Raw genomic sequence first — 26,196 nt, forward strand, 5'->3', positions numbered from 1 at the left:
GACCCAGTTGAAGAACTTCACACCGGTCGGGACGGCGATCAGGAAGGTCATGAAGGAGAAGAACGGCAGCAGCACCTGGCCGGTGACGTACATGTGGTGCGCCCAGACGGTGACCGACAGGCCGGCGATCGCGATGGTGGCCGCGATCAGGCCGGAGTAGCCGAACATCGGCTTGCGGCTGAAGACCGGGACGATCTCCGAGACGATCCCGAAGAACGGCAGCGCCAGGATGTAGACCTCAGGGTGGCCGAAGAACCAGAACAGGTGCTGCCACAGCATGGCGCCGCCGTTGGCCGGGTCGAAGACGTGCGCCCCGAACTTGCGGTCCGCCTCCAGCCCGAGCAGCGCGGCAGCCAGCACCGGGAAGACGATCAGCACCAGGACGGCCGTCAGCAGCACGTTCCAGCAGAAGATCGACATCCGGAACATCGTCATGCCGGGTGCGCGCATGCAGATGATTGTGGTGATGAAGTTGACGGCGCCGAGGATGCTGCCGAAGCCGGACAGCGTGACGCCCATGATCCACATGTCGGCGCCGACGCCGGGGGAGTGCACCGCGTCGGAGAGCGGAGCGTAGAGGAACCAGCCGAAGTCGGCGGCGCCCTGCGGGGTGGCGAAACCGGCCGCGGCTATCAGCGAGCCGAACATGAACAGCCAGTAAGACAGCATGTTGAGCCGGGGGAAGGCCACGTCCGGGGCGCCGATCTGCAGCGGCATGATCCAGTTCGCGAAGCCGGTGAACAGCGGCATCGCGAACAGCAGCAGCATGATCGAGCCGTGCATGGTGAACGCCTGGTTGAACTGCTCGTTCGAGAGGATCTGCGTCCCCGGCCTGGCCAGTTCGGCCCGCATGACGAGCGCGAGCACGCCGCCGATCAGGAAGAAGCCGAACGCGGACCACAGGTACAGCGTGCCGATGGCCTTGTGGTCGGTGGTGGTCAACCACCGCACCACTGCGGCCCCCGGCCGTCGTCCGCGGGCGGGCCCGCCGGCCGTCCCCTCCGTCGCCTCGATGGCAGCCACCGGACGCTCTCCTTCGCTTGCTCGCCGAACCCCGGACCGCCGCACGGCGGTTCGGAGTCGGGACGAGCGGGTGCAGGGGCATCCGGGTCCGCTCCGGCCGGCGGCGCTCCATGCTCCGACGCGCCCGGGCGGGCGCCCCAGGGCCGTTGGTCCCCGGGCCGCGGGGTCCACCGTCCCCGGCCCGGTGACGTTCGGCTCCGCCGTCCGGCCCAATGCTGCGTATGCGAACCCATGGCGGGCGGGGCCTCGGCCGTCCCCGGGCGGAGGGCCAATCCCCCGGCGGAGGATCAGTGGCGGTCGGGAGCCCGGTCGGCGGCCACCTGCGTGGCGAGGACTGCGGCCTGCACCCGGCGCTCCACGCCCAGCTTCGCCAGCAGCCGGGAGACGTGGTTCTTGACGGTCTTCTCGGCCAGGTAGAGCCGCTCGCCGATCTGCCGGTTGGTCAGCCCCTCGCCGACCAGCTGGAGGATCTGCGTCTCGCGCTCGGTGAGCGCCGGCAGCGGCGACGGCTGCGGGGCGTCCGCCCGGCGGCGCAGCCGGGCCATCAGCCGGCCGGTGGCCCCCGGGTCGAGCAGCGACTGCCCGGCGGCCACCGTGCGCACGGCGGAGACCAGGTCGGTGCCGGAGATCTGCTTCAGCACGTACCCGGAGGCACCCGCCATGATGGCGTCGAGCAGCGCCTCCTCGTCGTCGAAGCTGGTCAGCATCAGGCAGGCCAGCTCCGGCATCCGGGAGCGCAGTTCGCGGCAGACGGTCACGCCGTCGCCGTCCGGCAGCCGGACGTCGAGGACCGCCACGTCCGGCCGCAGCGCCGGCACCCGGGCGAGGGCCTGTTCGGCGGTGGCGGCCTCCCCCACGATGGTCAGCCCGGGATCGGAGTCGAGGAGGTCCTGTACGCCCCGGCGCACCACCTCGTGGTCGTCGAGCAGGAAGACCCGTACCGGCCCCTCGGCACCCGTCCGTACCGTGCCGTCGAGCATGGCACCTCTCCTTCCGATGCTTCCCGGCCCGGTCCGCCGCGGAGGGGCCACCGCATTCTCCCCGGCCGCCCACGGCCGCCGACAGGGCCGGACGGCCCTGCTTGCGGCACCCTCCGGCCGGCCCGAGATCGGGGGGGCGCACCCTGCCGCGGCGGACGCGGCGGACGCGGCGGACGTGGCGGACGTGGCGGCGCCGGACCGAGGAGAGGCTGGATGGGATGGCGGTTCTCGTGGAGGTCGACCTGCCCGGGGCGACCACGGAGCAGTACGAGGAGTTCCGGGAGCGGCTCGCCCGGGAGGACGGCATCTTCGCCGGCTGCCCGGCCCACGTCGCGGCCGTGACCGGCGACGGCGTCCGGGTCGTCGACCTGTGGGACTCCGCGGAGTCGATGAACCGTTTCGCGGAGCGGATGCGGGCGCTCGGCATCGGAGTGCCCGGTGTGCCGTACCGCGTGCACGAGGTGCACCGCCACGACCTGTCGCCGCAGGGCTGACCGGCCGGCCGTCGGGCCGCGCGCCGCGGCCCGTCCGGTTCCGGTCCGTCAGGCCGGGCAGGTCAGCGCGAGCCGGATGGCGTCCGCCAGTCCCTGGCGGTGGCCCTCGCGGAACTCCTTGGTGCGGGAGGCCAGCAGGGAGACCGTCCACTGCATCCGCGGCACACCGGGGATCGGCGCCAGGCCACCGCCGTACGGCTGGGCGGCCAGCCCGGTCGGCAGCATCGCGCAGCCGAGCCCGGCCGTCACGGTGGCGTGCACCCCGTCCATCGAGCCGAGTTCGAGGCTCTCCGGCGGTTCGCCGCCGCGCAGCCGGAGGAACTCCGGCAGCCAGCGCTGCGAGGGGCAGTCCGGGTCGGCCACCACGACCTGGTGGCAGGCGGGCGGCCGCGCCCCGACGCTGGTGCTGGGGGTGAACTCCAGGTCCTGGACGGGGATCTCGGTCGGTGCCTCGGGCCGCTCGCGGACGGCCGAGGCGCGCTCGGCGAGCACCGCGGTGCGGGCCCGGTCGGCGGCCCGCCCCGGGGCTCCGCTGAGCACCGGGACGGGTGCCGCGGGTGCCGGCCGGTGCTCGCGGCCGGTCAGCAGGAAGGCACCGTCCAGACCGCCGGTCCGCAGTGCCGCATGGATCTCCGCGGTGCCCATCACCCGCAGCGCCAGCTGCACGCCGGGCAGCAGGCGACGGCCGAACTGGGCGATCCTGGCCAGCTGTTCGCCGTAGGCCAGGGCCGGCACCAGGCCGACCCGCAGCCGCGGCGCGGTGGCCGAGGGCCCCCGCAGTGCCTCCTCCATCTCGCCCACCAGGGTGAGCAGTTGGCCGGCGTAGCCGCGGAGGGTGGAGCCCGCCGGGGTGAGCCGCACCCCGTTGGGCAGTCGGTGGAAGACCGGAGCGCCCACCTGCCGCTCCAGGGCGCGCATCTGGGCCGTCACGCTCGACTGGGAGTAGCCCAGCCGGTGGGCGGCGCTGGTGAACGAGCCGGTTCTGATGACCTCGCAGAACGTTCTCAGGGTCTTGACGTCGATGTCCACTGCTGCTGCTCCCGCATGCCGCCCGGGTGGTGCCGGTGTGGTGGTGGAGGCGGCCGCCGGCGGGCGGCGGGGGCGCCGGAGTGCCGACTCCGGGCGCCCCGCGACCGCCGGGGCCGTCAGGCCAGGTCGTGGGCGTCGACCAGCGGGAAGTCGAGCTCCGGCTCGGCGACGTGGTTGAAGAAGTTGGACAGCACGTTCAGCGCGACGTGGCCGACGATCTCGGCGATCTCCGCGTCGGTGACGCCGGCCGCACGGGCCTCGGCCAGCACGGTGTCGGAGACCCGGCCACCGCTCGCCATGACCTCGCCGGTCAGCTTGAGCACCTGGTCCATGTGCGGGTCGGTGTCGGTGCCGCGGCGGGTGTCGAGCAGCTGCTCCTGGCTCAGGCCGACCTTGCCGCCGCGCATGGTGTGCGCGGAGACGCAGTAGGTGCAGCTGTTGCGCTGGGCGATGAACAGGGCGAGCTGCTCGCGCTGCTTGGTGCTGAAGGTGCCGCCGACCAGGGCCTCGCGCATAGCCAGGTAGCCGCGCAGGGCGGCCGGGCCGTTGGCGAGCGCCGCGTACAGGTTCGGGACCTTGCCGAGCTGCTTGAGCGTGCTCTCCAGCAGTTCGCGCTGCTCCTCGTTGGCGGTCTCGGTGGTCAGCAGGGGCAGACGGGACATGGTGTCTCCTCGGTTGCGGCGGAGATGGAACCGATCGGTACCAAACAGCTAGGACGGTACCGATCGGTACCGACTTTCGTCAACGTCCATCGAAAAATCAGAACCGAGTGGTACCGTTTGCGGATGCCGAGCAATGCGAGAGAACGACTCCTCACCGCCGCTGAGCGGCTGTTCTACGAGGAGGGCATCCGCGCGGTCGGGGTCGAGCGGATCCTGAGCGAGTCCGGCGTCGGCCGCGCCTCCTTCTACCGGCACTTCCCCAGCAAGGACGACCTGGTCGTCGAGGTGCTCCAGCGCCGCGACGCCGCCTGGCGCAGCTGGCTGACCGACACCGTCGAAGCCAGCCCGCGCGGCACCGACGACCTCGCGCTCGCGCTCTTCGACGGACTCGCCGAGCGCTTCGCCGCGGCCGACTTCCGCGGCTGCGCGTTCATCAACACGATGGTCGAGGAGGCCGACCCGGCCAGCCCCGCGCACCGGGTCGCCGCCGAGCACAAGGAGAAGGTCATCGAGTACCTGGACGGCCTGCTCGCCGCCGCCGGGTACCGCGGCCACCGCACCCTGGCCGGCCAGCTCGCCCTGCTGGGCGACGGCGCGATCGTCGCCGCGCTCCGCGAGCGCACCACCGACGCCGCGCCGCGCGCCAGGGCCGTCGCCGAGGCGCTGCTCGCCACCGCCGAGCGCGAGGAGCACCTGCCGCTGCCCGACTGCTGAACGCGGCCGGCCGACCGGGGCATCCCGGTCAGCCGTCCGCGAACCGCGCGGCCAGCTCCGCGCGGCGCACCTTGCCGGACCGGGTCCGCGGCAGCTCGGCCGCGAACTCCAGCCCGCGCGGCACGAACACGGGCGCCAGCCGCTCCGCGGCCCGCGCCAGCAGCTCACCGCGCAACCGGGCCGCCCCGGCCCCGTGCGGCGGCTCGTGGCGGGTCGTCACCACCGCGTACGGCACCAGCCCGCCGGCCGGGTCCGGACGCGGCACCACGGCCGCGTCCGCGACCTCCGGGTGCGCGCGCAGCACCGCCTCGATCTCCACCGGCGACACCCGGTGCCCGAACGACTTGAACACCTCGTCCAGCCGGCCGAGCAGCCGGATCGAGCCGTCCGCGCAGCGCTCGCCGACGTCGCCCGTCCGGTACAGGCCGCCGGCCAGTGCGGCGGCGGTGCGTTCCGGGTCGTCCGCGTAGCCGGCCATCAGGCCGGCCGGGCGCTCGGAGAGGTCGAGGCAGACCTCGCCCGCCTCGCCCGGGGCACCGGTCGCCGGGTCCCGCAGCACCACCGTCCAGCCGGGCAGCGGGTGCCCCAGCGGCGAGATCGGCGCCGGATCGTCCGGGGTGCGGCCGATCAGCGCGGTGGCCTCGGTCTGTCCGTAGCCGTCCCGCACCTGCACCTGCCAGGCCGCGGCCACCGCCGCCGACACCTCCGCGGTCAACTGCTCGCCCGCCGCGGTGGCCTCGCGCAGCCGCACGGCCGACCGGGTGCGGTGCAGGTGCGGCAGCATCGCCCGCCAGGCGCTCGGCGGGGCGCAGAAGCTGTCCGCGCCGTGGTCCGCCAGCACCCCGGGCAGCACCTCCGGCGGCAGACCACCGTCCGGCGGCGCCAGCACCACGGCCTCGGCCGTCCACGGGACGAAGAAGCTGCTCCAGGAGTGCTTCGCCCAGCCCGGGGCGGACAGGTTGAGGTGCCGGTCGCCCGGCCGCAGCCCGTTCCAGTACAGGCTCGACAGGTGCCCGACCGGATAGCTGGCATGGGTGTGCTCGACCAGTTTCGGCAGCGAGGTGGTGCCCGAGGTGAAGTAGCAGAACGCCGGATCGGCGGAGCGCGTCGGGCCGTCCGGCAGGAACGGCACCGGTGCGGAGCGGGTGTCCGGGTAGCGCGTCCAGCCGGCCGCCGGCCGGTCGGTGAGCGCGATCCGCAGCCCCGGCACCGGCAGGCCGTCCAGCAGCCCGGCCGCCTCCTCGGAGCACAGCACGTGCCGGATCCGGCCGCGCCCGATCCGGTCCGCGGCCTCCTCCCGGGTCACGTCCTGGTACGAGGGGACCACCACCGCACCCAGCTTCAGACAGCCGAGCAGGCTCTCCCACAGCTCGGCGCGGGTGCCGAGCAGCAGCAGGACGCGGTCGCCGCGGCGCACCCCGAGGCCGGCCAGCGCCACCGCGAGGGTGTCCGAGCGGGCCGACAGCCCGTCGTAGGACAGCTCCTCGGCCACGGTCGTGCGGCCCGCGGCGTCCGGCCGGGAGAGCAGCCGCAGCGCCGGCCGCGGATTGTCCGCGGCGACCACGTCGAACCACTCCAGCGCCCAGTTGAACTCCGCCGCCCGCGGAGACCGGAACGCGGCGCAGGCCGCCACCCGGTCGCCGCGCAGCTCCAGCAGCAGGTCGCGGGCGGCCCGGTACTCCTCGTGCGCGGCCGTCCGGCGGTGCGTCCACCAGGCCGCGGGCCGCCCGCTCACCGGGCGGCCCGCCCGGCGAGTGCCCCGGCAGGCTCGGCAGCGGTCTGCCGGGCCCGCGGCGCCGCCTCGGTCAGCAGGGCCTCGGCGATCGCGTCGGCGTCCCGGGTGAAGGCGCCCCACGGGCCCGGCCGACCGCTGCCGACCTGGGTGAACCAGCGGGTGTGCTCGCTCGGGATGCCGAGGACGAACATCGTCCGCTCGATCCCGCCGTCCGCCCGCACCGGGTGGAACGGGGTGTCCGTGGTGGCCAGCCCGCCGGTGTCGAACGCGCCGCCCGCCCAGGAGTTGACGAAGGTGCGGATCACCCCGTCGGCGAGCAGGCCGCGGATCAGCGGGTCGCGGTCCGAGCGCAGGTCGGTGCTGGGCACCCGGGCGTCGACCAGCGCGTCCAGCCGCACCCGGGAGTCCTCCACCTGGCCGGACTCGACGGTGAAGCAGCCCAGGTCGCGGTCGGCCCGGAATCGGGCCGCCGGACCGACCGGCTCCACCACCCCCGCCGCCAGCAGCGCCAGGAACTGCTCCGAGCGCTGCGCCGGCGGGCCGGTGGAGATCACCGCGGCGACCGGGTTGAAGTCCGCCAGGAAGCGGCGGTGCGAGTCGGGCGTCAGCCCACCGAAGTCGACCACCGAGCGGATGGTCGCCCGGACGTCCCGCAGCACGTCGCTCGCGGCCTTCACCGGGCCCTCGTAGTTGCCCAGGACGGCGTCCGCGAGGTCCTCGCGCAGCCAGTCGGCCAGCTCCTGCCGGTACTCGGCGGGCGAGGCGAACCGGCGTCCGGCGAACGGCCGGGCGAGGCGCCACAGCGCGTCCAGCGGCTCGCCGGCCGGCCCGAAGCCCTCCGCCAGCACGGCCAGCGCCGCCGGGCTCGGCGGCTCCTCCCGGTGGACGGCCGCCGCCAGCTCGCCGAACTCCCGCTCGGCGTCCGGCCCGACGGCGTGCCGCAGCCGGGTGCCGAGCAGCACGATGTTCATCTCCGCGAGCAGCCAGGGCAGCACCTGGGACTGGAAGTCCAGCGGCCCCGCGGCACGCATCGCGGCCATCCGCTCCGGGGTGAACAGCCTCGCCCGATAACGGAATTCGGCGGTCTTCTGGTTCCGGCCGCGGGTCAGCAGCGGGATCCCGCTGCGGGAGGCCGGGACGATCCGCGGCTCGCGGCCGCTGGGCAGGTAGCGCAGGCCGCCGCCCTCCGCGGGCAGGAACCGGCCGCCGCGGCCCAGCGTCAGCGCCGAGACCACGTCGTAGAAGGTCAGCCCCATGCCCAGGACACCGACGGTGGCGCCCGGCGGCACGGCGTCCAGCGGCATCTCGGCCGCCGAGTCGCCGACCACGTACCGCAGCGGCGGGTGCTCCTCGGCGAAGTTCAGCCACTCGCGCTGCTGCTCGTCCAGCTCGTTGGTGGGGTGGCCGGAGGCCAGCACCAGCCGGTCCACGGTGATCACGTCGCCGCGGTCCAGCCGCACCCGGTGCACCGGCTCGCCCGTACCGTCCCCGGCCGGGCCGCGGTCGGTGGTCAGCGCCCTGGCCTTCACCGGACGGATCGTCAGCCCCGGCACCCGGGCGTCCAGCACCAGGCCCAGCACGAACCGCAGGTACCGCCCGTAGACGACGCGCGGCGCGTAGCCCTCCGGGTCGGCGTTCTCCGGGTCGGCGACGGCCCACCACTCGGCGAGGGTCGGGCCGGCGCCCGGTCTCGCCGGGCCGCCGTCGGACGGCCCCGAGAACATCGTCACCTCGCGCGCCGGGGTGTTCATCAGGAACCACGGCGACTGCTCCGGCCGCCAGATCCGGCCGGCCCCGATGCAGTACGGGTCCACCGCGGTGACCTCCACCGGCCGGGCCGGCGGCCGCTCGGCGCACCGGGCGACCAGCCGCTCCAGGATCGACAGGCCGCGCGGCCCGCCGCCGATCAGACCGATCCGCAGCGGCGTCGGCGCGGCCGGCGCGGCCACCGGCTCCGGGGCCTCGCGGGCGGCCTCCCGGTCGTGCTGCTCGGCGACCCGGCGGAGCATCAGCGACAGCCGGTTCGAGGTCATCGCCCCGGAACGGCCCACGGTGGCCAGCAGCGGCATCGCGCCGACCTCGGACCAGCGCAGCCGGCCGTCGTCGCCGATGGTGCCGCGGGCCGCGCCCCGGTTGTCCGGGTGCAGGCAGTACGGGATGTCGAGGACGCCGCGGTGGAACGCCCGCAGCAGCGCGGTGCCGACGTCGTCGGAGAGCGACAGCACCGCCGTGATCAGCGCCCGCGCCTCCAGCAGCACCTCGCCGGCCTCGCCGGAGACCTCGCGCGGTGCCTCGGCGAGCTCCCGGCGGGTGCGCCGGGCCTGCGCGGCGGCGGCCCGCAGCGCGGTCAGGTTCTCGGCCACGGTCGGGATCCGGTGCGCCTCGGTCTCGGTCTTGACGATGAGGCGCTCGGCGCCGCCGCGGACGGCGAGGTCCGCGCTGCGCTTGAGCAGCAGGCCCGCCCCGGCCACACTCCGCGGGAAGACGCCCATGTACGTGTAGAGGACGACGTGCCGGTCGACGGTCGGCGGCAGCAGTTCCTCGGCGAGCAGGCGGAGGGCGGCGAGCGCCTCGACGTCCTGCTGCGGGCTGGTCTGCTGCGCGTAGCTGAGCGAGACGCTGGTCATGCCGTTCTGGGCGAAGAACAGGCACTCCAGCACCGACATCGCGACCAGCAGCGACGGCGGGCAGAGCTGCCCCAGCAGACAGCCGCCGAAGGACTCCAGGTGCGCGCGGATCCCGTTGGCGCGGCTCTCCTCGGCGAGGAAGCGGGTGGCCTCCCGCCAGGCGGCGACCGACTCGGCGAGCGGCGTGCGCCCGTACGGCAGGCAGTACGAGACCGGGCCGCCCTCACTGGTGCCCAGACCCGCGGCGGCCATCGTGCGGAAGATCGCCCGCGGGTCGGCGGAGCCGTGCCGCACCTGCACCGGCGTGTGCCGGCCGGCCGCGGCGGCGACCTTGGCGGTGGTCCGGGGGCCGTGCCCGACCAGCGGGAAGCCGTTCAGCGGCTTGCCGGCCCGGACGGCCGCGACGGCGGCGCTGTGGTCGCCGACCCGGGTGTAGCTGTCGAGGGTGATGGTGCCGACGGTGCGCTCTGAGAGCCCGGCCACCGCGGTCAGGCCGGCGGCCATCTCGCTGGGGACGGCCATGCCCATGCGGGGCTGGACGACGAGCTCGCCGGCGCCGGCGGCGGCGCGGACGTAGGCGCCGAGGTCCGGTGGGGAGGCGGGTGAGCGGGTCACGCGGCGGCCCGCTCGGTACAGGTGGCGGGCAGCTGGGCCAGGTACGCCAGCAGCACGTCGGGCTTGGTGCCGTCGCTGTGCACCTGGTCGAAACCGGCCGCGAGGAGCTCGGCGGTGCGCTGCTCGGCGCCCTCCGGCGAGATGCCCAGCAGGCCGCCGATCACCAGCGGGATGTCGCCGGTGCTGCGCTCGGCACGCAGCGCCCTGGCCGCCCGCAGGCCGTCCAGGTGGCCGTGGCCGTTGACGGAGCTGAACACCACCAGGTCCGGGCGGGTCAGCTGCGCGGTGTCGACGAGCAGCTGCTCCGGCACGCACGGGCCCAGGTTGAGCACCGAGTGGCCGTTCTCCTCCAACAGCAGCTGCAGGTGCACGAGGTTCCAGGTGTGCGCGTCGGAGGACCCGGTGGTGAGCAGCACGCGGCGGCTCTCGGCTGGCTCCGGCGCGGCAGCGGCGGGGCGCAGCGGGTACGGCGTCAGGGTTCGGGTGGGCGACATGGCTACTCCTCGGGTGGCGACGGGGCTGTGCCGGGCGGGTACGGGCGCTGCCGCGGGTGGCGGGCGCCCGTCGTGCGGCGGCCGGGTACCGGGGCGCCGTGGTGGGCGCGGCTCCGGTACCCGGCAGCGGTTCGGACGACGGGTCAGGCGTCGGCGCCGACCCCGGTGGTGATCTCGTCCGCCTCGGGCGTGCGGGCCGAGGCCGGGCGGGCCCGGACGGCGAGCACCGTGCAGCCCTCGGCGCTGGACATCTGGTGCCGGGTGCCGGGCTCCTCCACGACGAGGTCGCCGCGGACGAAGCTGCGGCCGTCGCTGTGGTCGAGGACCCCGTCGAGGACGAGCATCAGCTCGTGGCCCAGGTGCTCGTGGAAGTCGCCGTGCGCGCCGGGCGGGAAGCGCAGCAGCAGCGCCGCGGAGTCCTCGCCCCGCTCCGCGTCCGGCCCCCACAGGACGACGAACTCGACGCCCACGCGGCCGGGTTCGGTCCACGGCACCCAGGGCAGGTCGGTCTGGTCGAAGCCGTTGCGCAGGACGTCGCGCATCACCGTCACGTCAGGCACGGGCCACCTCCGAGGTGCGGACGACGCCCCAGGGCAGCGGCCCGGAGACGATCGGGGCGCCCATCAGGGAGCCGAACTCCCGCCAGGCGCCGTCGTAGTTGGCGACGCCGGGGCGTCCGAGCAGCTCGCTCAGCACGAACCAGCTGTGCGCGGACCGCCAGCCGATCCGGCAGTAGACGACGGTCGGCGCGTCCTTGTCGAGCTGGCTGTAGAGCGCCTCCAGCTCCTCCGCGTCGCGGAAGGTGCCGTCCGGGCGGACGGTCGCGCTCCACGGGATGTGCTGCGCGGACTCGGCGTGGCCGGGCCGCACACCCTGGTCGTCCGGGACCCCGGGCGGGGCCGTGCGCTGGCCGAGGTACTCCTCCAGCGAGCGGCAGTCCACCAGGTTGATCGCGCCGATGCCGCCGAGGACGGTGTCCCGGTGGGCGCGCAGCGACGCGTCGAGCGGGCGGACGGGGTACTCCACCGGCGTCCGGACGGGCGCCTCGACGGTCAGGTCGCCGCCGAGCGCCTCCCAGCGGGCGCGGCCGCCGTCCAGCAGCCGCAGTTCGCGGTGGCCGTGCAGCCGGAACTGCCAGTAGCCGGCCGCGGCCCACCAGTTGCTGTTGCCGCTGTAGAACACGACCGTGTCGTCCGGGCCGATGCCGTGCCGGCCGAGGAGGGCGGCGAACGCCTCCGGGCCGATCAGGTCACGGCGGACGCGGTCCTGCAGGTCGGTCGTCCAGTCGAGGCTGACCGCCCCGGGTATCCGGCCGCCCGGGTTCGGGCCGCCGTCGGTGATCTCGACGAGGACGACGCCCCCGTCGGAGCCGTGGGTCCGGACCCAGTCGCAGTCGACCAGGACGCTCTCGCGGTCCATCGTTTCTCCCTTCGGATCGCTGGGCCGGCCGGACCGGCGGCCGAGGGCCGCCGGTCCGCCGGGTGCGGTCACCACCAGTAGGTGGGGTACTTGCCGATCGCGCCGATCCTGGAGGCCAGCAGGCCGACCAGGATCAGCAGCACGCTGCCCGCCGCGAGCAGCAGCAGGAACCGTGCGGGGGCCGGGTGCTGGACGACCACCAGCACCGCGGTGGCGGCGGCCGGCGCGTGGACGGCCCGCAGCACGCCCATCAGGGCGACCGAGAGGCCGGCCGCGACCGAGGCCGTCCACAGCGAGTGGCCGGCGACCGCGGCGGCCGCGTAGCCGATCACCGCGGAGCCGATCTGCCCGAGCAGCACGTTGCGCGGCTGGGCCGGCGGCAGGGCCGGACTGGCGCAGATGATCATCGCGGTCGCGGCGAGCGGCGCGATCAGCAGCAGCGAGTCGGTCGCCTTGCCGATCACGGCCAGCACCAGCAGCGACACGATGGTCGCGAGCGTGCCGGCGACGGTGGCCCGGGTGCCTGCGAAGGCCGGCGCGCGGCCGCCGAGGCCCCCGCCCGTCCCGGCGGCCGGACCGGCCGCGGAGGCCGGCCGATTGGCGGTCTGGTTCGTCATGGTGTGTCAGCTCCCGTGGTGACGGCGTCAGTTGTGCGAGCCATGGAGGAGGTCCATGGCCTTGCGGTGCACAACCACACCGATCTTGTGGCCCATCTCCAGGCCGGGACCGTTGTCGAAGCTCCAGTGCATGCCGCCGTAGATCCGGGAGATGCCGGCCTGCTCGGCGGCGGCGGTGAAGGTGGGCCACTGCAGGGTCACGTCCACGGCCGGGGTCAGCCCGGGCTCGACGGTCGAGGTGCCGGCCTTGAACAGGTAGGAGTCGCCGAACGAGTCGGTGCCGGTGAAGCGGCGGAGGAACTCGGCCGCGGCGCCGGAGAAGGTCGAGTGGCCGGAGACGGTGGCGGGGAAGCCCGGCACCGCCACGTACGCCCGCCAGTGCACGCCGTCCATGGTGACGGTGCCCTGGCCGGGGCCGCCCCAGGCGCGGATCTGCTGGCCGCGGCGGTCGTAGGGGACCAGCGTCGACGGGCGGGCGAAGTCGTACTGCCGCTTGACCGCCCAGGAACCGATCGCGGCGTCGCACTCGGCCATGTTGAGGCCGAAGAACAGTGGCGCGTCCTCGTCGATGCCGTAGCCGTCGCGGGCCGACACGAACCGGGCCCAGGACTGCTGCGCGCCGGGCGGGGTGACGTCGTTGTCCAGCCAGAACTCGGCGATCGCCTTGTGCTCGTCGGTGAGACCGGCGCTGATGTCCACCAGCTCCTCGATCGCGTCCGACATCCGGGTGGACGGGTAGGCCGGCGGGGCCGCCACGGTGAACTGGTCCGGCCGGGTCAGCGCGAACGGCGTCATCACCGAGAACTGCGGGGTGAGGAACTTCTGCGCCTTGCCGCCGACGATCAGCGGGGTCCAGTGCTCGGGCGCGGTGACCAGGGCCGGGTCGAAGGCGGCGATCGACTGCGGCTGGTTCACCGCGGTGTAGCCGGTGGTGTCGACGTAGCCGCCGCCCTGGTTGGCGCCGTCCTGGTGGCGGAAGTCGAGCACCGCCTGGGCGGTGCGGCGGCCGATCCCGGCCGGGGTGTTCGGGCCGGCCTGGGCGTTGGGGTCGTAGCCGAGGCTGAGCATGAAGGAGTCGGCGGCGGCCGCCTGGTTCGGGAAGAGGTCGCGCATCGCGAGGTGGGCCGCGTAGCTGACCGCCTCGCTCTTGTTGGCGAGGGTGCGCTCGCGGCGCGGGCGGCGCAGCGAGCCGCCGAACCGGGTGCCGACCGCGCAGGAGTCGTAGCAGGCCCAGGCGTCGTATATCGCGTTGTGGATGACGGCCAGCGCCCGGGCGTTGATGGTCGCCGGGCCGAACACCGTGCCGGCGAGCTTGTACTCGGCGAGGATGGCGTCCATCACGGCCTGGTTCCAGCGCACGATGACGCTGACCTGGTGCGCGCCCGCCGCGCGGCGGCCGGTGCGGGTCTCGGAGGCCCACGCGGTGGCGGGCAGGGCCAGCGCGCCGGCCACGCCGAGTCCGGCGGCGATGACCCGGCGGCGGGTGGTGTTTCGGGTGGGGAGGGGAAGGGTCATCGGTGTCGTTCCTTCTCGCGTTCGGGCCGACGGCCGGGGAAGCGGCTTTGTGCGGAAGGTATGTGACGGTTCGTGGCATGAACGTTGCAGCCGCATTGCACCGTGTTGCACGGGAGCTGACGGTGTCTCGTCAAACATTTGTGCGGGCCGGAATCGATGCTGCTCAGACGAGCGGTGCCCGTCCGGACGTCGATCGGCTTCTTCTATGGCTCCCATGCAATGCGGCGATGGCGCTCGCTGCCGCCGACCCGCGGTGGTTAGCGTGGAAAACAGGCCGCCCGACACCAGGGAGCGGGACCGGCGAGCGGCACCGGGCACGGCACCGCAGCGCGGACGACACCGCGGCGAGGTGCCCGCCCCCGGCGCCGCGACGCCACGGACCGCCCCCGGGCGGACCTACGGTGCGAACACGGGGGCAAGCCATGATCCAAGCACTTCCGGGAGGCGTCGGCATCCGCGGCGTCACCACCGCCAGGGGCGGTCAGGCGCGCCGGAGCGCCGCGACCGACCCCTCTCCACCACCACCGCGCCCGCGCGCCCTGCGGGCCGCCGACGGCCCGGACGGCCACCGTCCGTGCCCCGCGACGGGCGTGCGGATCGACCTGCTGGGCGGCTTCGCCCTGCACCTCGACGGCGAGGAGGTCCAGCCGGGCATCGGCGCCCGCCGCCTGCTCGCCCTGCTCGCCGTCGAACAGGGCGGTCTCACCCGCTCCAGGGCCGCCGCCGTCCTCTGGCCGGGCCTGGAACCCGCCCGCGCCGGAGCGGCCCTGCGCACCGCGCTGCACCGGCTCCCCGGCTGCCGCGCCGACCTGCTCCACGAAGGCCGGGAACGGCTCCGGCTCGCCCCGGACGTCACCACCGACCTCGGCGAACTGCGCACCACCGCCACCCGGGTGCTCAACCTCGCGCTCCCGCTGGACGCCGAGGAACTCGGCCGGGCCGCCGCCTGCGACTTCGGAAACGACCTGCTGCCCGACTGGGAGGAGGACTGGCTCGACCACCACCGGATGCGCTGGCGCGAACAGCGCCTGCACACCCTGGAGGCACTCTCCTTCCGGCTCGTCCAGGCCGGCTGGGTGGGCGCCGCGGTGGACGCCGCCCTGATCGCCATCCACGCCGACAACCTGCGCGAGAGCGCGCACGAGACGCTGGTCGCCGCCTACCTGGCGGCCGGCAACCGGATCGCCGCCACCACCTACCGGGCCACCTACCGGGAACTGCTCCGGCGGGAGCTCGGCGGCCGCGAGCCGGCGGCCCGAGACACGGGCGGCCGGCCCGGCGGGCCGCACGACGGCGGCGACAAGGGCGTCCGCAGCCTGCGAAGCCTGCACCGGCCGGCCACGGGCCGCCACGACGCCCCCTAGGACCGTCCTCGACGGGCGACGTGTGCCCGCAGGGCTCGGGCGACCGCGCGGTCCGGGAACGGTGCTCGTGGCGAGTCCGAGTCACCCCCGGTCCGCGCGGTGGGCCGCATCCGCATCGCGCGGTCCCCCCGGCCTCCGGCCGGGAGGTGCCCCCGCGCGCCCCTGAACGACCGTCCGAGCGCCCTTCGAAGACACCTGCCGGGACCGGTCCGCGCACCGCTCCCCGCGCCGCTGCGCCCTGCCCGCGTCGACCCGTCCCGACCCGTCATCCGCCGTGTTCTGGAGGCAATCCGCCGTGACCGTGACCCCCGAGCTCAAGCCGCCCGGCCCGCTGCTGACCGCCGCGCCCGCGCCGCGGACCGTGACCGCCCGTCTGCTCCCCGGACTCCACCGCTGGGGCCTGACCCTGCTGCGGGCCGGACTCGGCGTGCTGTACGTGTGGTTCGGCATATTGAAGATCATCGAGCGCAGCCCGGCCGGCGTCCTGGTGACCGGCACCATCCCGGGCCACCCCGGCGGCTGGGTCGTCCCCGCCCTCGGCTGGGTCGAGGTGCTGCTCGGCCTCTGGCTGCTCTCCGGCCGCGGTCTGCTGCTCGCCCTGCCGGTGCTCGGCGCCCACCTGTGCGGCACCTTCGGCGTCCTGCTGTTCATGCCCGGCTCGGCCTTCGACGACGGCAACCCGCTGCTGCTCACCCTGGTCGGCGAGTTCGTGGTGAAGAACCTGGTGCTGCTCGCCGCCGTCCTGGTCGTCACCACCGGCTCCCGCCGACACCGCGACGGCGCCTAGGAGCTGCGGCGCCCCTACGGCCCGTGGGGCGGGCCTGCGCCCGGGGCGGGGGCGGAGCCGTAATTGCTTTGCGGCGCGGGGCCGGTGCTGCCTACGGTCGCCGGGCCCGCCGTCCGCCCGGAGTGCCTGGAGCCGCCGTGCCGATCCGCCTCACCGCCCTCACCGACCCCTCCGCCGGCCCGCACCGGCGCCGCGCCGCCTGGCTCGCCGCCGACGACGACGGGTCACCGGTGGGAACGGCCTTCCTGACGCTCTCCGACCGCGAGGAACAGGCCCACCTGGCCGAGGCGGAGATCGCCGTGCACCCGGCCGGGCGCCGCCGCGGCACCGGCGCCCTGCTGCTGGAGGCCGCCGCCGCCGCGGCCAGGGCGGACGGCCGGGAGGTCCTGCTCGCCGTCGCCGAGGAGGGCGGGCCCGGCGAGGCCTTCCTCGCCGCCCGCGGGCTGCGCCGGGTGCTCGTCCTGATCGAGACCCGGCTGCCGCTGGCCGACGCGGACGGGGCCGCGCTCGCCGCCCGCGTCGAACGGCCGCACCCCGGCTACCGGTTGGTGGACTGGGACGGTGCCGTCCCGGACGAGCTGCTGGAGCGCTACCTCGCCGCCCGCCCGGCGATGGACGACATGCCGCTCGGCGGGACGGGCCACCGCCCGGTCCGCTGGACGGCGGAGCGGCTGCGGGCCGCGGCCGAAGCGGTCGCGGCCCGCGGCGACCTGCTGCACACCGTCGCGGTGCTGTCCGAGGAGGACGGCGCCCTGGTGGCCTTCACCGAACTGGTGGTGCCGGGCGACGGCACCGGCGCCGGCCGGCACTACGGCACGGGCGTGCTGCCCGCCCACCGCGGCCGCGGACTGACCGGCTGGATGAAGGCGGCGTCGATCGGCACCGCCCGGCGCCGGCACCCGGCGCTGGAGGGGCTGAAGACCGACACCGCGGAGGAGAACACGCCGATGCGGCGCGCCAACGAAGCCCTCGGCTACCGTCCGACGCGCCGCCTCTGCCACTACCGGCTGGACCTGTGACGGTCCCCGGGCGGGACCGGTCGGTCAGACGTTGACGCCGTAGTCCAGCGCGATGCCGCGCAGGCCCGAGGCGTAGCCCTGGCCGATCGCGCGGAACTTCCAGTCCGCGCCGTACCGGTAGAGCTCGCCGAAGACCATCGCGGTCTCGCTGGAGGCGTCCTCGGAGAGGTCGTAGCGGGCGACCTCGCGGCCGGTGGCCTGGTCGACCACGCGGATGAAGGCGTTGCGGACCTGGCCGAAGTTCTGCAGCCGGCTCTCGGCGTCGTAGATCGACACCGGGAAGACGATCTTCGAGACGGCGAGCGGCACGCCGACCAGGTCGACCTTGATCTGCTCGTCGTCGCCGTCTCCGCCGCCGGTCAGGTTGTCGCCGCTGTGCTCGACCGAACCGTCCGGGCTGGCCAGGTTGTTGTAGAAGACGAAGTGCTGGTCGGTCATCACCCGGCCGTTCTCGCCGCACAGCAGGGCGCTGGCGTCGAGGTCGAAGTCGGCGCCCGTGGTCGAGCGGACGTCCCAGCCGAGACCGACGATGACCGACGTCAGCCCCGGGGCCTCCTTGCTCAGCGAGACGTTGCCGCCCTTGGCCAGCGAGACTCCCATGGCTTCCCCTCCCGGAGTGCCGCACCGGGCCCGTCCGCCCGGCCGATCCGATCACTGTGAGCCATGAATCTACAGCACTGTAGAGGCCGGACGGGCCCTTCCCCGCAGCCCGGTGCGCACTCGCCGGAGGGCCCCGGCCGAACCGCTCAGTAGGATGGCGCCGCCGTCGCACCCGCGGCGCGCAGCAGCGGGCGGGCGCAGCCCTGCCGGGACGCACGGGAGGCGCCGGGATGGTCCAGGAGCGCGAGCCCTCCGCCGGCGGGTTCCGGGCCCGCCGCCGCGGTCAGGGCGAGCTGGAGGCCCAGGTGCTGGAGGTGCTGCGGGAGGCACCGGGACCGGCCACCGCGGGCTGGGTCCAGCAGCGGCTGGACGGCGGACTCGCCTACACCACGGTCGTCACCATCCTCTCCCGGCTGCACGCCAAGAACGCCGTCTCGCGCACCCGTTCCGGCCGCTCGTACCACTGGCAGGCGGCCGCCGACGCGGCCGGACTCGCCGCCCTGAAGATGCGCCGGGTGCTCGACAGCGAGGCCGACCGCGACGCGGTGCTCGCCAGCTTCGTCTCCGCGCTGCTCCCGCACGACGAGGTGCTGCTGCGGACCCTGCTGGACAGCGCCTCGGACGGCGCGGCGCAGCCCGCCGGCGGCGACCCGGAGCGCGACGGGCCGGCCCACCGCGAGGGCTGAGCCGTGGCCGTCCTCGTCTTCCTCTTCCTGCCGCTGGTGCTGCCGCTGACCGCCCTGCCGATCTCCCGGCTCGCCGAGCAGCACCTGCACCCGCGTGCCGCGACCCGGCTGCTGACCGGGTTCGGCCTGGCGATGGCCGGGTGCAGCGCGCTCTGCCTCGGCCTGCTCGGGGTGCTGGGGACGGCTCAGATCCCCGGCAACCCGCTGCCGGACAGCTGGTCCGACCCCGAGGTGCGCGACATGGTGCCCTTCCACGTGGAGGTGGGCGCGGCCTCGATCGCGATGCTCGCGGTGGTGCTCGGTGCGGTCGCCCGCACGCTCGCGGGCCGGCTGCGGGTCGCCGCCCGGGCGCGCCGCGCCGTCGCCGACCTCCCGGCGGGGGACGGGCCCGCGGTGCTGCCCGACGACCGCCCGTACGCCTACGCGCTGCCCGGCGGCCCCGGCCGGATCGTGGTCTCCACCGGCATGCTGGGGCACTTGGCCGAGGACGAGCGGGCTGCCCTGCTCGCCCACGAACAGGCCCATCTGACGCACCGCCACCACCGCTACCTGCTGGCCACCCGGCTGGCCGCCTGCGTGAACCCGTTCCTGCGGCCGCTGCACCGGGCGGTGGCGTACTCCACCGAGCGGTGGGCCGACGAGGAGGCCGCGGGCGCGGTCGGCGACCGGCGGACGACGGCCCGGGCGGTCGCCCGGGCGGCCCTGGTGGCCCACGAGTCGGGCCTGCCGGGGCTGCCCGCCTTCGCCGACCCCGCGCCCGGTCCGGTGCCGCGCCGGGTCGCGGCGCTGCTCGGACCGGTGCCGTCCGGTCGCGCCTGGCCGCCCGCGGACAGCCCGGCCGGCCCGGCCGCGATGCTGGCCGCGGCGGGCACCGCCGTCTCCGCGCTCTCCGCGCTGAACGCGGCCACCGCGCTGCTCCTGGTGCTGAAGGCCGCCACGCCGCTGTGACGGCGTGCCGGGTCGGGGCCGTCCGGGTCAAGGGCGGGCAAAGTACGATCGGCCACCTCACCACCCCGATTCGGTAAGGAGAGCACCGATGGTGTTCAAGCGGCTTCTCGGCGCGCTGGGCGTCGGCGGACCCACCGTGGACACGGTCCTGTCCACGCCGACCGTGCACCCCGGCGGCACGATCCACGGCCAGGTGAACCTGGTCGGCGGCGAGCGCGACGCGGAGATCAACGGCATCACCCTCGGCCTGGTCGCCCGGGTCGAGGTCGAGTACGAGGACCACGAGGGGCACACCAACAAGACCTTCGCCTCCGCGGTGGTCAGCGGTCCGCTGCGGCTGGCGGCCGGCGAGCACCGCGCGGTGCCGTTCGCCCTCCCGGTGCCGTTCGAGACCCCGGCGACCTCCATCGCCGGCCAGCACCTGTCGGGCATGGCGCTCGGCGTGCGCACCGAGGTGGACATCGCCGGCCAGCTCGACAAGGGCGACGCCGACCCGCTGGCGGTCGAGGCCCTGCCGGTGCAGCAGCGGGTGCTGGACGCCCTGCTCGCGCTCGGCTTCCGCTTCACCCGGGCCGACCTGGAGGCCGGCCACATCCGCGGTACCCGGCAGACGCTGCCCTTCTACCAGGAGATCGAGTTCCGGGCGGCGCCGCAGTACGCGCACCGCTGCAACGAGATCGAGGTGACCTTCATCGCCGACGCGTACGGCGTCGAGGTGGTCCTGGAGTTCGACAAGCGCGGCTTCCTGCACGGCGGCGACTCGGTGCGCACGCACCACCTCGACCACGCGGCGGCCCAGCAGGACCTGACGTCCGTGGTGGACGGCTGGATCCGCGCCGCGCTGTAGCGGCACCCGCAACGACGAACGGCGGACCGCCGGGGCACTCTCCCTGCCCCGGCGGTCCGCCGTTCCCGTTCCCCCGTTCCCGCGCCGTGCCGGTTACTCGACGACCAGCTCGACCCGGATGTTGCCGCGGGTGGCCTTGGAGTACGGGCAGACCTCGTGCGCCTGCTTGACCAGCAGCTCGGCGGTCTCGCCGGCGATCGCCTCGGGCACCTCGACGCGCAGCACCACCGAGAGGCCGAAGCCGGTCCCGTCCTTGCCGATGTTGACCTCGGCGGTCACCGAGACGTCGCCGGTGTCGACCTTGGACTGCCGGCCGACCAGGCCGAGGGCGCTGGCGAAGCAGGCCGCGTAGCCCGCCGCGAAGAGCTGCTCGGGGTTGGTGCCCTGACCGTTGCCGCCGAGCGCCGGGGGCATGGCCAGCGGGAGGTCGATCTGCCCGTCGGAGCTCACGGCCCGACCCTCGCGGCCGTTGGCGGTGGCGACAGCGGTGTACAGCGCGTCCATGGACCCGTCCTCTTCCCACATCGGAGCGGCGGCCGGAGGTCCCGGCTGCCCTGCGACCACAAGTAGAGCACACAACTAAATTGCGCACAACTTAAATGCCGGCGACCCGGCTATCCTGGGAGCCATGACCGCACTGCCAGCGGTGCCCGAGGGGGACCTGCTCCGCCTCGACCGCCACATCTGCTTCTCGCTGCACGCGGCCTCGCGCGCCTTCGACAGCGTGTACCGGATCGTCCTCAAGGACCTCGGCCTCACCTACCCGCAGTACCTGGTGATGCTGGTGCTCTGGGAGCACGGCGACCTGCCGGTGAAGAAGATCGGCGAACGGCTGCGGCTCGACTCCGGCACGCTCTCCCCGCTGATCAAGCGGCTGGAGGCGGCCGGCCGGGTCCGCCGCGAGCGCAGCGCCGAGGACGAGCGCTCGGTCACCGTCCGCCTCACCGAGGAGGGCGCCGCCCTCCGCGAGCAGGCCCTGGAGGCCGTGCCCCGCCGCATCCTGCGCTCCTCCTCGGTCACCGTCGAGGAGCTCGCCCGGCTGCAGCAGCTGCTCGGCCGGATCACCACCGCCCTGGACGAGGCCGCCGCCACGCTCTGAGCCGGCCCGGCCCGGCCTGGTTCGGCCCGGCCCGTCCGGGTGACGGCCCGTGTGTCGCCGCCGCGGCGCCCCGGGCCCGTGGTCGGCTGGGCGCCGTGCGCACCCTGCTCGCGGGCCTCGCCGCCACGGCCTACCTGGCCCTGGCGGCCGCCCCCGCCCCCGCCCCCGCTCCGGTCGGCGCCGATGCGGCACTGGTGCGCGACTTCCTGGCCGCGTACGCGGACGCCGTGCGCGGCGCCGGCCCCGGCCGGACCCCCTCCGGGGTGCGCGCCGAGTGGCTGGAGCCCGAGCTGAACGCCCGCCTCGACGACTGGCAGGCCGGCCACCCCGGCGCCGATCCGGTCTTCCGCGCGGCCGCCGCCCCGGACGCCTGGACGGCCCGCCCCGCGGGCACGGCCGGCGGGCTCGCGCTGGTCGCCGTCGACGAGCGGTGGGCGGGCGGCGCGCTGCTGCACGTCCGGTACGCCGTGCGCCGCTCCGACCGGACGGTCGCCGACCTCCGGGACGCCGCCGGCTGATTCCCGGCCCGACGGGCTGGCGTTGACGTCCGCGGCAAGGTCTACCGTCGAGGGCATGCGGATCGGCGAGCTGGCCCGGCGCGCGGGCACCACCACACGGACCCTGCGGTACTACGAGTCGCGCGGACTGCTGCCCGCCCGGCGCACCGGCAACGGCTACCGCGAGTACGACGAGGAGGACCTCCGGCTGCTCCGGCAGATCCGCATCCTGCAGGACTTCGGCTTCGGACTGGAGGAGACCCGGCCCTTCGTCGAGTGCCTGCAGGCCGGACATCCCGCGGGCGACTCCTGCCCGGCCTCGCTGGACGTCTACCGGGCCAAGCTCGCCGAACTCGACGCCGTCGTCGCCCGGTTGCAGGCCGTCCGCGACGAGGTCGCCGCCCAGCTCGCCCGCGCCGAGCTCGAAGCCGCCGCCGAACTGCCCGGCGGGCCCGAACCGCGCTGCGAGCTGGCTCCGCACCCCGGCCCCCGCCCGGGCCGCCCCGACCCGACCTAGAGAGGAACCCCATGGCGTTCGCAGGAATCGACGAGGTCACGGACGACACCTTCGCCGCCGAGGTGCTCGCGGCCGACGGCCCGGTGCTGGTGGACTTCACCGCCGCCTGGTGCCCGCCCTGCCGCATGATCGCCCCCGTGCTGGCCGACGTCGCCCGGGAGGAGGCCGACCGGCTGCGGGTCGTCCAGCTCGACGTGGACACCAACCCGGAGACGCAGGCCCGCTACGGCGTGCTCTCGATGCCGACCCTGATGGTCTTCCGCGGCGGCGAGCCGGTGAAGAGCCTGGTCGGTGCCCGCGCGAAGGCCCGGCTGCTGCGCGAGCTCGCCGACGTGCTCTGAAGCGACGAGCTCCGAGGCGAGGTGTTCTGAAGCGACGTGCTCCGAGGCGCCACGTCCGTCCCCGGTGCCGGGGGAGGGGGCGCGAGGAACGGGGGAGGTGGGCGGCGGCTTGTCCAGGGCCGCCGCCCGCGAACCCGTCCGTACCGGAACGTACTCCTCCGGGCTTCGGTTGTAAAGTGCAACCTGGTGGCCGGTTCCGGACACCGCGTCCGCGCGCCGTACGGTGGTCCCCGCCGTCCCCCACCGAAGGAGCACGCATGCCCGACCGCGACGCCGCCCTGGACGCCATCCAGCGCGAGCTCACCGCGTTCGCCCGCCGGGCCCGCCACAAGGCCGCGCAGATGCACCCCGACCTGTCGCTGGTCACCTACAGCATGCTCGACCTGGTCAAGGAGCGCGGCAGCTGCCGCGCCGCCGACCTGGCCGCCCACTTCATGCTCGACAAGTCCACCGTCAGCCGACAGGTCACCGCCCTCGAGAAGCTCGGCCTGATCACCCGCGAACCCGACCCGGAGGACCAGCGCGGCCAGCTGCTGCGCCCCTCCGAGGACGGCCTGCGGCTGCTCGCCGACGCCGCCGAGCGCCGCCGCCTCGCCTTCCGCGACCGCTTCACCGACTGGACGGACGCCGACATCGAGCGGTTCGCCGGCTACCTCACCCGGTACGGCGCCGGGGACTGACGCCCCGCCCCGGGCACACCCGGCCCCCACCGGGCCGCCCGGACGACGGCGTGCCGCCCCGGGCCGCCCGGCCGCAGCCGACAGGATGGCGCCATGACACGGATGACCGAGCCCGAATGGCGCGCCTTCCTCTCCCACGGCACCCGCACCGGCAAGCTCGCCACCACCCGCGCGGACGGACGACCGCACGTCACACCCGTCTGGTTCGTGCTCGACGGCGGCGACATCGTGCTCAACACCGGCGCGAGCACCGTCAAGGGACGCAACCTCGCCCGCGACCCCCGCGCCATGCTCTGCGTCGACGACCAGCAGCCGCCCTACTCCTTCGTCCTGGTGCAGGGCCGCGCCGAACTCTCCGAGGACCCGGCCGAACTGCGCCACTGGGCCGGCCGGATCGCCGCCCGCTACATGGGCGAGGACCGCGCCGAGGAGTTCGCCGCCCGCAACGGCGTCCCCGGCGAACTCCTCGTCCGCCTCAGGATCGAGAAGGTCGACGCCCAGGGCGCCACCTCAGCCTGAGACCGCGGCCGCAGCACCCGGCGCCCCGGCGCGCGGCGGGAAGAACCGCCGCGCGCCGCGTTGTTGCACGCCTCGGCCGGCCACCGCCGGCCCGCGCCGCACGACGACACCCGGAGACCCGATGGCCGACCAGGCCCCGCGCCGCTTCCTGTTCCTGCTCGGCTCCACCCGCACCGGCGGCAACGCCGAACTGCTCGCCCGCCGTGCCGCCGACCACCTCCCCGACGGCACCGAGCAGCGCTGGCTCACCCTCACCGACCTGCCGCTGCCCACGTTCGCCGACCAGCGCCACGACGGCAGCTACCCGCCGCCGACCGGCCACGCCCGCACCCTGCTCGACGCCACCCTCGACGCCACCGACCTGGTGATCGTCTCCCCGCTGTACTGGTACAGCGTCAGCACGCCCGTCAAGCACTACCTCGACCACTGGACCGGCTGGATGCGCGCCCCCGGCACCGACTTCAAGGCGCGGATGGCCGGCCGCACCCTCCGGGCCGTCAGCGCCTACGCCGGCACCGACCCCTCCGACGCCGACCCGCTCGCCGGCATGCTCCGCCGCAGTGCCGACTACCTGTCGATGCACTGGGGCGGCCTGCTCCTCGGCTCCGGCAGCCGGCCCGGCGACGTGCTCGCCGACGAGGACGCACTGCTCGCCGCCAAGTCCTTCCTCGCCGTACCCTGACCACCCCGGCCCGCCGCGGCGACCGGACCGACCGGACCGACCGGACCGGCAGCGCCGTCCGGCGTGGTCGCCCGCGGGCCGAACAGCAGCGCCACCAGCAGCAGACCCGCGGCCGCGCCCGCGCACTGCGCCAGCACGAACCCCGGCACCGAGCCGGGCGCGATCCCGGCCGCCCCGTCGGACAGCGCCCGGCCCGCGGTCACCGCCGGATTGGCGAACGCCCCCGACGACGTCCCCCAGCAGGCCGCGACCGCCCACCCTGCCACCGCCACCGGCGCCCAGCGGCCCCGCCCGACGTGCCGCAGCCCGCACACCACCAGCAGCAGCACCCCCGTCGCCACCGCCTCCGCCAGCCAGAGCGGCCCCGCGGCCAGCCGCCGCCCGGAGACCTCCAGCAGCGGACGGCCGAACATCGCGTTCGCCACGGCCGCACCCGCCACCGCACCGCAGAGCTGCGCCACCGGATAGCAGGCCAGCTCCCGCCCGGGCGGGCCGCCGCCGCGCCGCCCCGTCCACCACACGGCGGCGGTGACCAGCGGATTCAGGTGCGCCCCGGAGACCGGCGCCAGCACCGTGAGCAGCACCCCCAGCGCCAGCGCCGGAGCCAGCACCGCGCCCACCGCGGCCGAGCCGCCGGGCGCCGGCTGCGCCGCCCGCAGCCCCGAACCGATCAGCACCGCGGCCAGCACCGCCGTGCCGACCGCCTCCGCGGCCAGCCGCCTGAACAGGGCACTCGTCCTCATCCCGCCATCGTGTCCGGGCGGCCGGGCGGCGACAATTGTCCGGTGCGCCAGGCCGCGCCCCGGCCCGGCCGGCATCCGCTCGGAGACTCGCACGGACCGTCCCGCGGGAACCGGCTTGACCCTCACGCACCGTGAGGCCGGAGGCTGGAGGCAACGAGGAGGGAGCACCCGCGATGAACAGCTACTCGGTCGGCCAGGTGGCCGGTACGGCCGGGGTCACCGTCCGCACCCTGCACCACTACGACGAGATCGGCCTGCTGTCGCCCAGCGGCCGCACCCCCGCCGGCTACCGCCGCTACCGGGACGAGGACCTCGACCGGCTGCAGCAGGTGCTGTTCTACCGCGAACTCGGCTTCCCCCTCGACCAGATCGCGGACATCCTGGACGACCGCTCCGTCTCGCCGAACGAACACCTGCGCCGGCAGCACCGGCTCCTCGGCGACCGGATCCGGCACCTCCAGGAACTCGCCGCGGCCGTCGAACGAGCAATGGAGGCACAGAAGATGGGCATTCGGCTGACACCGGAGGAGAAGTTCGAGGTGTTCGGGAAGGACTACCAGGAGAGCTGGGAGGACGAGGCCGAGCAGCGCTGGGGCGGCACCGACGCCTGGAAGGAGTCCCAGCGGCGCACCGGCGGCTACGCCAAGGAGGACTGGCTGCGGATCAAGGCCGAGGCCGACGTGCTCAACACCCGCCTCGCCGAGGCCCTGGCCGCCGGCACCGCGGCCGACTCCGAGGAGGGCTCCGCCCTCGCCGAGGAGCACCGGCAGCACATCACCGGCAACTTCTACGAGTGCACCTACGCCATCCACCGCGGCCTCGGCGAGATGTACCTCGCCGACCCCCGGTTCACCGCCACCTACGAGAAGATCGCCCCCGGCCTCGCCCGGTGGCTGCGCGACGCCATCGTCGCCAACGCCGACCGCCGGGAGGCGTGAGCGGC

30 protein-coding genes are annotated in these 26,196 nt (G+C 75.1%); 16 read left to right on the plus strand and 14 right to left on the minus strand.

Translation table 11 applies throughout. From position 1 onward, the window contains the following. Both IE98_RS0126345 and IE98_RS0126350 read right to left on the minus strand, forming a co-directional pair. A partial coding sequence (locus tag IE98_RS0126345) for a cbb3-type cytochrome c oxidase subunit I (RefSeq protein ID WP_043175186.1) occupies window positions 1-1,023 on the minus strand: 1,023 nt, incomplete at its 3' end. Window positions 1,024-1,310: 287 nt separating this feature from the next. After that, entirely contained in the window at window positions 1,311-2,003 is a 693-nt protein-coding gene (locus tag IE98_RS0126350) for a response regulator (protein ID WP_030273061.1), read from the minus strand. A gap of 218 nt (window positions 2,004-2,221) precedes the next feature. Here IE98_RS0126350 and IE98_RS0126355 point away from each other — a divergent pair, with 218 nt between their 5' ends. Next, window positions 2,222-2,497, plus strand: coding sequence for a hypothetical protein (locus IE98_RS0126355; RefSeq protein ID WP_030273063.1), 276 nt, complete (start codon window positions 2,222-2,224; stop codon window positions 2,495-2,497). A gap of 48 nt (window positions 2,498-2,545) precedes the next feature. On the opposite strand, the gene IE98_RS45085 is transcribed toward IE98_RS0126355, so the two are convergent. Further along, complete coding sequence (locus tag IE98_RS45085; protein WP_052390991.1) at window positions 2,546-3,526, minus strand: LysR family transcriptional regulator; 981 nt, start codon at window positions 3,524-3,526, stop codon at window positions 2,546-2,548. A gap of 116 nt (window positions 3,527-3,642) precedes the next feature. Then, a complete protein-coding gene (locus IE98_RS0126365) occupies window positions 3,643-4,188 on the minus strand; it encodes a carboxymuconolactone decarboxylase family protein (RefSeq protein ID WP_030273068.1) in 546 nt (181 codons plus the stop codon). Between the two features lie 123 nt (window positions 4,189-4,311). Between IE98_RS0126365 and IE98_RS0126370 the strand changes: the two genes are divergently transcribed. Continuing rightward, complete coding sequence (locus IE98_RS0126370) at window positions 4,312-4,902, plus strand: TetR/AcrR family transcriptional regulator (protein WP_030273070.1); 591 nt, start codon at window positions 4,312-4,314, stop codon at window positions 4,900-4,902. A gap of 28 nt (window positions 4,903-4,930) precedes the next feature. On the opposite strand, the gene IE98_RS0126375 is transcribed toward IE98_RS0126370, so the two are convergent. The 7 genes from IE98_RS0126375 to IE98_RS0126405 all read right to left on the minus strand — a co-directional run bounded on the left by IE98_RS0126375 (window position 4,931) and on the right by IE98_RS0126405 (window position 13,924). Continuing rightward, window positions 4,931-6,637 (minus strand): AMP-binding protein, encoded by a 1,707-nt coding sequence (locus IE98_RS0126375; protein ID WP_052390992.1) that lies wholly within the window; start codon window positions 6,635-6,637, stop codon window positions 4,931-4,933. Continuing rightward, on the minus strand, window positions 6,634-9,879 hold the full coding sequence (locus IE98_RS45090; RefSeq protein WP_052390993.1) for an FAD/NAD(P)-binding protein: 3,246 nt from the start codon (window positions 9,877-9,879) through the stop codon (window positions 6,634-6,636). The genes IE98_RS0126375 and IE98_RS45090 overlap by 4 nt, the downstream gene beginning before the upstream one ends. Then, the gene (locus tag IE98_RS0126385) at window positions 9,876-10,373 is read right to left on the minus strand and encodes a cobalamin B12-binding domain-containing protein (RefSeq protein ID WP_030273077.1); all 498 of its coding nucleotides are present in this window, start codon (window positions 10,371-10,373) and stop codon (window positions 9,876-9,878) included. The genes IE98_RS45090 and IE98_RS0126385 overlap by 4 nt, the downstream gene beginning before the upstream one ends. A 143-nt stretch (window positions 10,374-10,516) precedes the next feature. Next, window positions 10,517-10,933, minus strand: a complete 417-nt coding sequence (locus IE98_RS45095) for a cupin domain-containing protein (RefSeq protein ID WP_030273079.1) — start codon at window positions 10,931-10,933, stop codon at window positions 10,517-10,519. Further along, window positions 10,926-11,792 carry a sulfurtransferase gene (locus IE98_RS0126395; RefSeq protein WP_052390994.1) on the minus strand — a complete coding sequence of 289 codons (867 nt, stop codon included), beginning with the start codon at window positions 11,790-11,792 and terminating at the stop codon, window positions 10,926-10,928. The genes IE98_RS45095 and IE98_RS0126395 overlap by 8 nt, the downstream gene beginning before the upstream one ends. 68 nt (window positions 11,793-11,860) lie before the next feature. Further along, window positions 11,861-12,409, minus strand: coding sequence for an HPP family protein (locus tag IE98_RS0126400; RefSeq protein WP_078661322.1), 549 nt, complete (start codon window positions 12,407-12,409; stop codon window positions 11,861-11,863). A 27-nt stretch (window positions 12,410-12,436) separates the two neighbouring features. After that, on the minus strand, window positions 12,437-13,924 hold the full coding sequence (locus IE98_RS0126405; protein WP_030273093.1) for a vanadium-dependent haloperoxidase: 1,488 nt from the start codon (window positions 13,922-13,924) through the stop codon (window positions 12,437-12,439). Between the two features lie 422 nt (window positions 13,925-14,346). On the opposite strand from IE98_RS0126405, the gene IE98_RS0126410 reads away from it, so the two are divergent. The 3 genes from IE98_RS0126410 to IE98_RS0126420 all read left to right on the plus strand — a co-directional run bounded on the left by IE98_RS0126410 (window position 14,347) and on the right by IE98_RS0126420 (window position 17,094). Beyond that, entirely contained in the window at window positions 14,347-15,288 is a 942-nt protein-coding gene (locus IE98_RS0126410) for an AfsR/SARP family transcriptional regulator (protein ID WP_159401075.1), read from the plus strand. A 295-nt stretch (window positions 15,289-15,583) separates the two neighbouring features. Further along, window positions 15,584-16,075 (plus strand): hypothetical protein, encoded by a 492-nt coding sequence (locus IE98_RS0126415; RefSeq protein ID WP_052390996.1) that lies wholly within the window; start codon window positions 15,584-15,586, stop codon window positions 16,073-16,075. A gap of 137 nt (window positions 16,076-16,212) precedes the next feature. Then, entirely contained in the window at window positions 16,213-17,094 is an 882-nt protein-coding gene (locus tag IE98_RS0126420) for a GNAT family N-acetyltransferase (RefSeq protein WP_030273097.1), read from the plus strand. Between the two features lie 24 nt (window positions 17,095-17,118). Here IE98_RS0126420 and IE98_RS0126425 read toward each other — a convergent pair whose 3' ends face one another. Then, on the minus strand, window positions 17,119-17,694 hold the full coding sequence (locus IE98_RS0126425; protein WP_030273098.1) for a TerD family protein: 576 nt from the start codon (window positions 17,692-17,694) through the stop codon (window positions 17,119-17,121). A gap of 230 nt (window positions 17,695-17,924) precedes the next feature. Between IE98_RS0126425 and IE98_RS0126430 the strand changes: the two genes are divergently transcribed. From IE98_RS0126430 to IE98_RS0126440, 3 genes are all read left to right on the plus strand, one after another. Next, window positions 17,925-18,380 carry a BlaI/MecI/CopY family transcriptional regulator gene (locus tag IE98_RS0126430; protein ID WP_030273099.1) on the plus strand — a complete coding sequence of 152 codons (456 nt, stop codon included), beginning with the start codon at window positions 17,925-17,927 and terminating at the stop codon, window positions 18,378-18,380. Between the two features lie 3 nt (window positions 18,381-18,383). Continuing rightward, window positions 18,384-19,328 (plus strand): M56 family metallopeptidase, encoded by a 945-nt coding sequence (locus IE98_RS0126435; protein ID WP_030273100.1) that lies wholly within the window; start codon window positions 18,384-18,386, stop codon window positions 19,326-19,328. An 88-nt stretch (window positions 19,329-19,416) separates the two neighbouring features. Beyond that, window positions 19,417-20,175: a sporulation protein gene (locus IE98_RS0126440; RefSeq protein ID WP_030273101.1), complete on the plus strand. Its 759-nt coding sequence runs from the start codon at window positions 19,417-19,419 to the stop codon at window positions 20,173-20,175. Between the two features lie 93 nt (window positions 20,176-20,268). On the opposite strand, the gene IE98_RS0126445 is transcribed toward IE98_RS0126440, so the two are convergent. Beyond that, entirely contained in the window at window positions 20,269-20,679 is a 411-nt protein-coding gene (locus IE98_RS0126445) for an organic hydroperoxide resistance protein (RefSeq protein WP_030273103.1), read from the minus strand. Between the two features lie 124 nt (window positions 20,680-20,803). Between IE98_RS0126445 and IE98_RS0126450 the strand changes: the two genes are divergently transcribed. From IE98_RS0126450 to IE98_RS0126480, 7 genes are all read left to right on the plus strand, one after another. After that, window positions 20,804-21,274 carry a MarR family winged helix-turn-helix transcriptional regulator gene (locus IE98_RS0126450; RefSeq protein WP_030273105.1) on the plus strand — a complete coding sequence of 157 codons (471 nt, stop codon included), beginning with the start codon at window positions 20,804-20,806 and terminating at the stop codon, window positions 21,272-21,274. 95 nt (window positions 21,275-21,369) lie between these two features. Beyond that, window positions 21,370-21,792, plus strand: coding sequence for a hypothetical protein (locus IE98_RS45100; RefSeq protein ID WP_052390997.1), 423 nt, complete (start codon window positions 21,370-21,372; stop codon window positions 21,790-21,792). 55 nt (window positions 21,793-21,847) lie between these two features. Further along, window positions 21,848-22,288 (plus strand): MerR family transcriptional regulator, encoded by a 441-nt coding sequence (locus IE98_RS0126460; RefSeq protein WP_030273109.1) that lies wholly within the window; start codon window positions 21,848-21,850, stop codon window positions 22,286-22,288. Between the two features lie 11 nt (window positions 22,289-22,299). After that, a complete protein-coding gene (trxA, locus tag IE98_RS0126465; RefSeq protein ID WP_030273111.1) occupies window positions 22,300-22,629 on the plus strand; it encodes a thioredoxin in 330 nt (109 codons plus the stop codon). 257 nt (window positions 22,630-22,886) lie between these two features. After that, the gene (locus tag IE98_RS0126470) at window positions 22,887-23,309 is read left to right on the plus strand and encodes a MarR family winged helix-turn-helix transcriptional regulator (protein WP_030273112.1); all 423 of its coding nucleotides are present in this window, start codon (window positions 22,887-22,889) and stop codon (window positions 23,307-23,309) included. Window positions 23,310-23,402: 93 nt separating this feature from the next. Then, on the plus strand, window positions 23,403-23,828 hold the full coding sequence (locus IE98_RS0126475) for a PPOX class F420-dependent oxidoreductase (RefSeq protein WP_030273115.1): 426 nt from the start codon (window positions 23,403-23,405) through the stop codon (window positions 23,826-23,828). A 121-nt stretch (window positions 23,829-23,949) separates the two neighbouring features. Beyond that, window positions 23,950-24,510, plus strand: a complete 561-nt coding sequence (locus IE98_RS0126480; RefSeq protein WP_030273117.1) for a flavodoxin family protein — start codon at window positions 23,950-23,952, stop codon at window positions 24,508-24,510. On the opposite strand, the gene IE98_RS46770 is transcribed toward IE98_RS0126480, so the two are convergent. Continuing rightward, a complete protein-coding gene (locus IE98_RS46770; RefSeq protein WP_234443679.1) occupies window positions 24,396-25,253 on the minus strand; it encodes an aquaporin in 858 nt (285 codons plus the stop codon). The genes IE98_RS0126480 and IE98_RS46770 overlap by 115 nt on opposite strands. A 173-nt stretch (window positions 25,254-25,426) precedes the next feature. Between IE98_RS46770 and IE98_RS0126490 the strand changes: the two genes are divergently transcribed. After that, the gene (locus tag IE98_RS0126490) at window positions 25,427-26,191 is read left to right on the plus strand and encodes a MerR family transcriptional regulator (RefSeq protein ID WP_030273121.1); all 765 of its coding nucleotides are present in this window, start codon (window positions 25,427-25,429) and stop codon (window positions 26,189-26,191) included. Window positions 26,192-26,196: the final 5 nt, after the last annotated feature.

This window comes from Streptomyces sp. NRRL B-24484 (assembly GCF_000717715.1).
Classification (GTDB): Bacteria; Actinomycetota; Actinomycetes; order Streptomycetales; family Streptomycetaceae; genus Kitasatospora.

What these genes read in the sequence shown, in the direction of transcription:
- IE98_RS0126425 (WP_030273098.1), bottom strand. Translation starts at nt 17,694, where the DNA reads ATGGGAGTCTCGCTGGCCAAGGGCGGCAACGTCTCGCTGAGCAAGGAG.
- trxA (WP_030273111.1), top strand. Translation starts at nt 22,300, where the DNA reads ATGGCGTTCGCAGGAATCGACGAGGTCACGGACGACACCTTCGCCGCC.
- IE98_RS0126480 (WP_030273117.1), top strand. Translation starts at nt 23,950, where the DNA reads ATGGCCGACCAGGCCCCGCGCCGCTTCCTGTTCCTGCTCGGCTCCACC.
- IE98_RS0126470 (WP_030273112.1), top strand. Translation starts at nt 22,887, where the DNA reads ATGCCCGACCGCGACGCCGCCCTGGACGCCATCCAGCGCGAGCTCACC.
- IE98_RS0126350 (WP_030273061.1), bottom strand. Translation starts at nt 2,003, where the DNA reads ATGCTCGACGGCACGGTACGGACGGGTGCCGAGGGGCCGGTACGGGTC.
- IE98_RS0126440 (WP_030273101.1), top strand. Translation starts at nt 19,417, where the DNA reads ATGGTGTTCAAGCGGCTTCTCGGCGCGCTGGGCGTCGGCGGACCCACC.
- IE98_RS0126400 (WP_078661322.1), bottom strand. Translation starts at nt 12,409, where the DNA reads ATGACGAACCAGACCGCCAATCGGCCGGCCTCCGCGGCCGGTCCGGCC.
- IE98_RS0126370 (WP_030273070.1), top strand. Translation starts at nt 4,312, where the DNA reads ATGCCGAGCAATGCGAGAGAACGACTCCTCACCGCCGCTGAGCGGCTG.
- IE98_RS0126405 (WP_030273093.1), bottom strand. Translation starts at nt 13,924, where the DNA reads ATGACCCTTCCCCTCCCCACCCGAAACACCACCCGCCGCCGGGTCATC.
- IE98_RS0126430 (WP_030273099.1), top strand. Translation starts at nt 17,925, where the DNA reads ATGGTCCAGGAGCGCGAGCCCTCCGCCGGCGGGTTCCGGGCCCGCCGC.
- IE98_RS0126475 (WP_030273115.1), top strand. Translation starts at nt 23,403, where the DNA reads ATGACACGGATGACCGAGCCCGAATGGCGCGCCTTCCTCTCCCACGGC.
- IE98_RS0126460 (WP_030273109.1), top strand. Translation starts at nt 21,848, where the DNA reads ATGCGGATCGGCGAGCTGGCCCGGCGCGCGGGCACCACCACACGGACC.
- IE98_RS46770 (WP_234443679.1), bottom strand. Translation starts at nt 25,253, where the DNA reads ATGAGGACGAGTGCCCTGTTCAGGCGGCTGGCCGCGGAGGCGGTCGGC.
- IE98_RS0126450 (WP_030273105.1), top strand. Translation starts at nt 20,804, where the DNA reads ATGACCGCACTGCCAGCGGTGCCCGAGGGGGACCTGCTCCGCCTCGAC.
- IE98_RS0126410 (WP_159401075.1), top strand. Translation starts at nt 14,347, where the DNA reads ATGATCCAAGCACTTCCGGGAGGCGTCGGCATCCGCGGCGTCACCACC.
- IE98_RS0126490 (WP_030273121.1), top strand. Translation starts at nt 25,427, where the DNA reads ATGAACAGCTACTCGGTCGGCCAGGTGGCCGGTACGGCCGGGGTCACC.
- IE98_RS0126365 (WP_030273068.1), bottom strand. Translation starts at nt 4,188, where the DNA reads ATGTCCCGTCTGCCCCTGCTGACCACCGAGACCGCCAACGAGGAGCAG.
- IE98_RS0126445 (WP_030273103.1), bottom strand. Translation starts at nt 20,679, where the DNA reads ATGGACGCGCTGTACACCGCTGTCGCCACCGCCAACGGCCGCGAGGGT.
- IE98_RS0126395 (WP_052390994.1), bottom strand. Translation starts at nt 11,792, where the DNA reads ATGGACCGCGAGAGCGTCCTGGTCGACTGCGACTGGGTCCGGACCCAC.
- IE98_RS0126385 (WP_030273077.1), bottom strand. Translation starts at nt 10,373, where the DNA reads ATGTCGCCCACCCGAACCCTGACGCCGTACCCGCTGCGCCCCGCCGCT.
- IE98_RS0126355 (WP_030273063.1), top strand. Translation starts at nt 2,222, where the DNA reads ATGGCGGTTCTCGTGGAGGTCGACCTGCCCGGGGCGACCACGGAGCAG.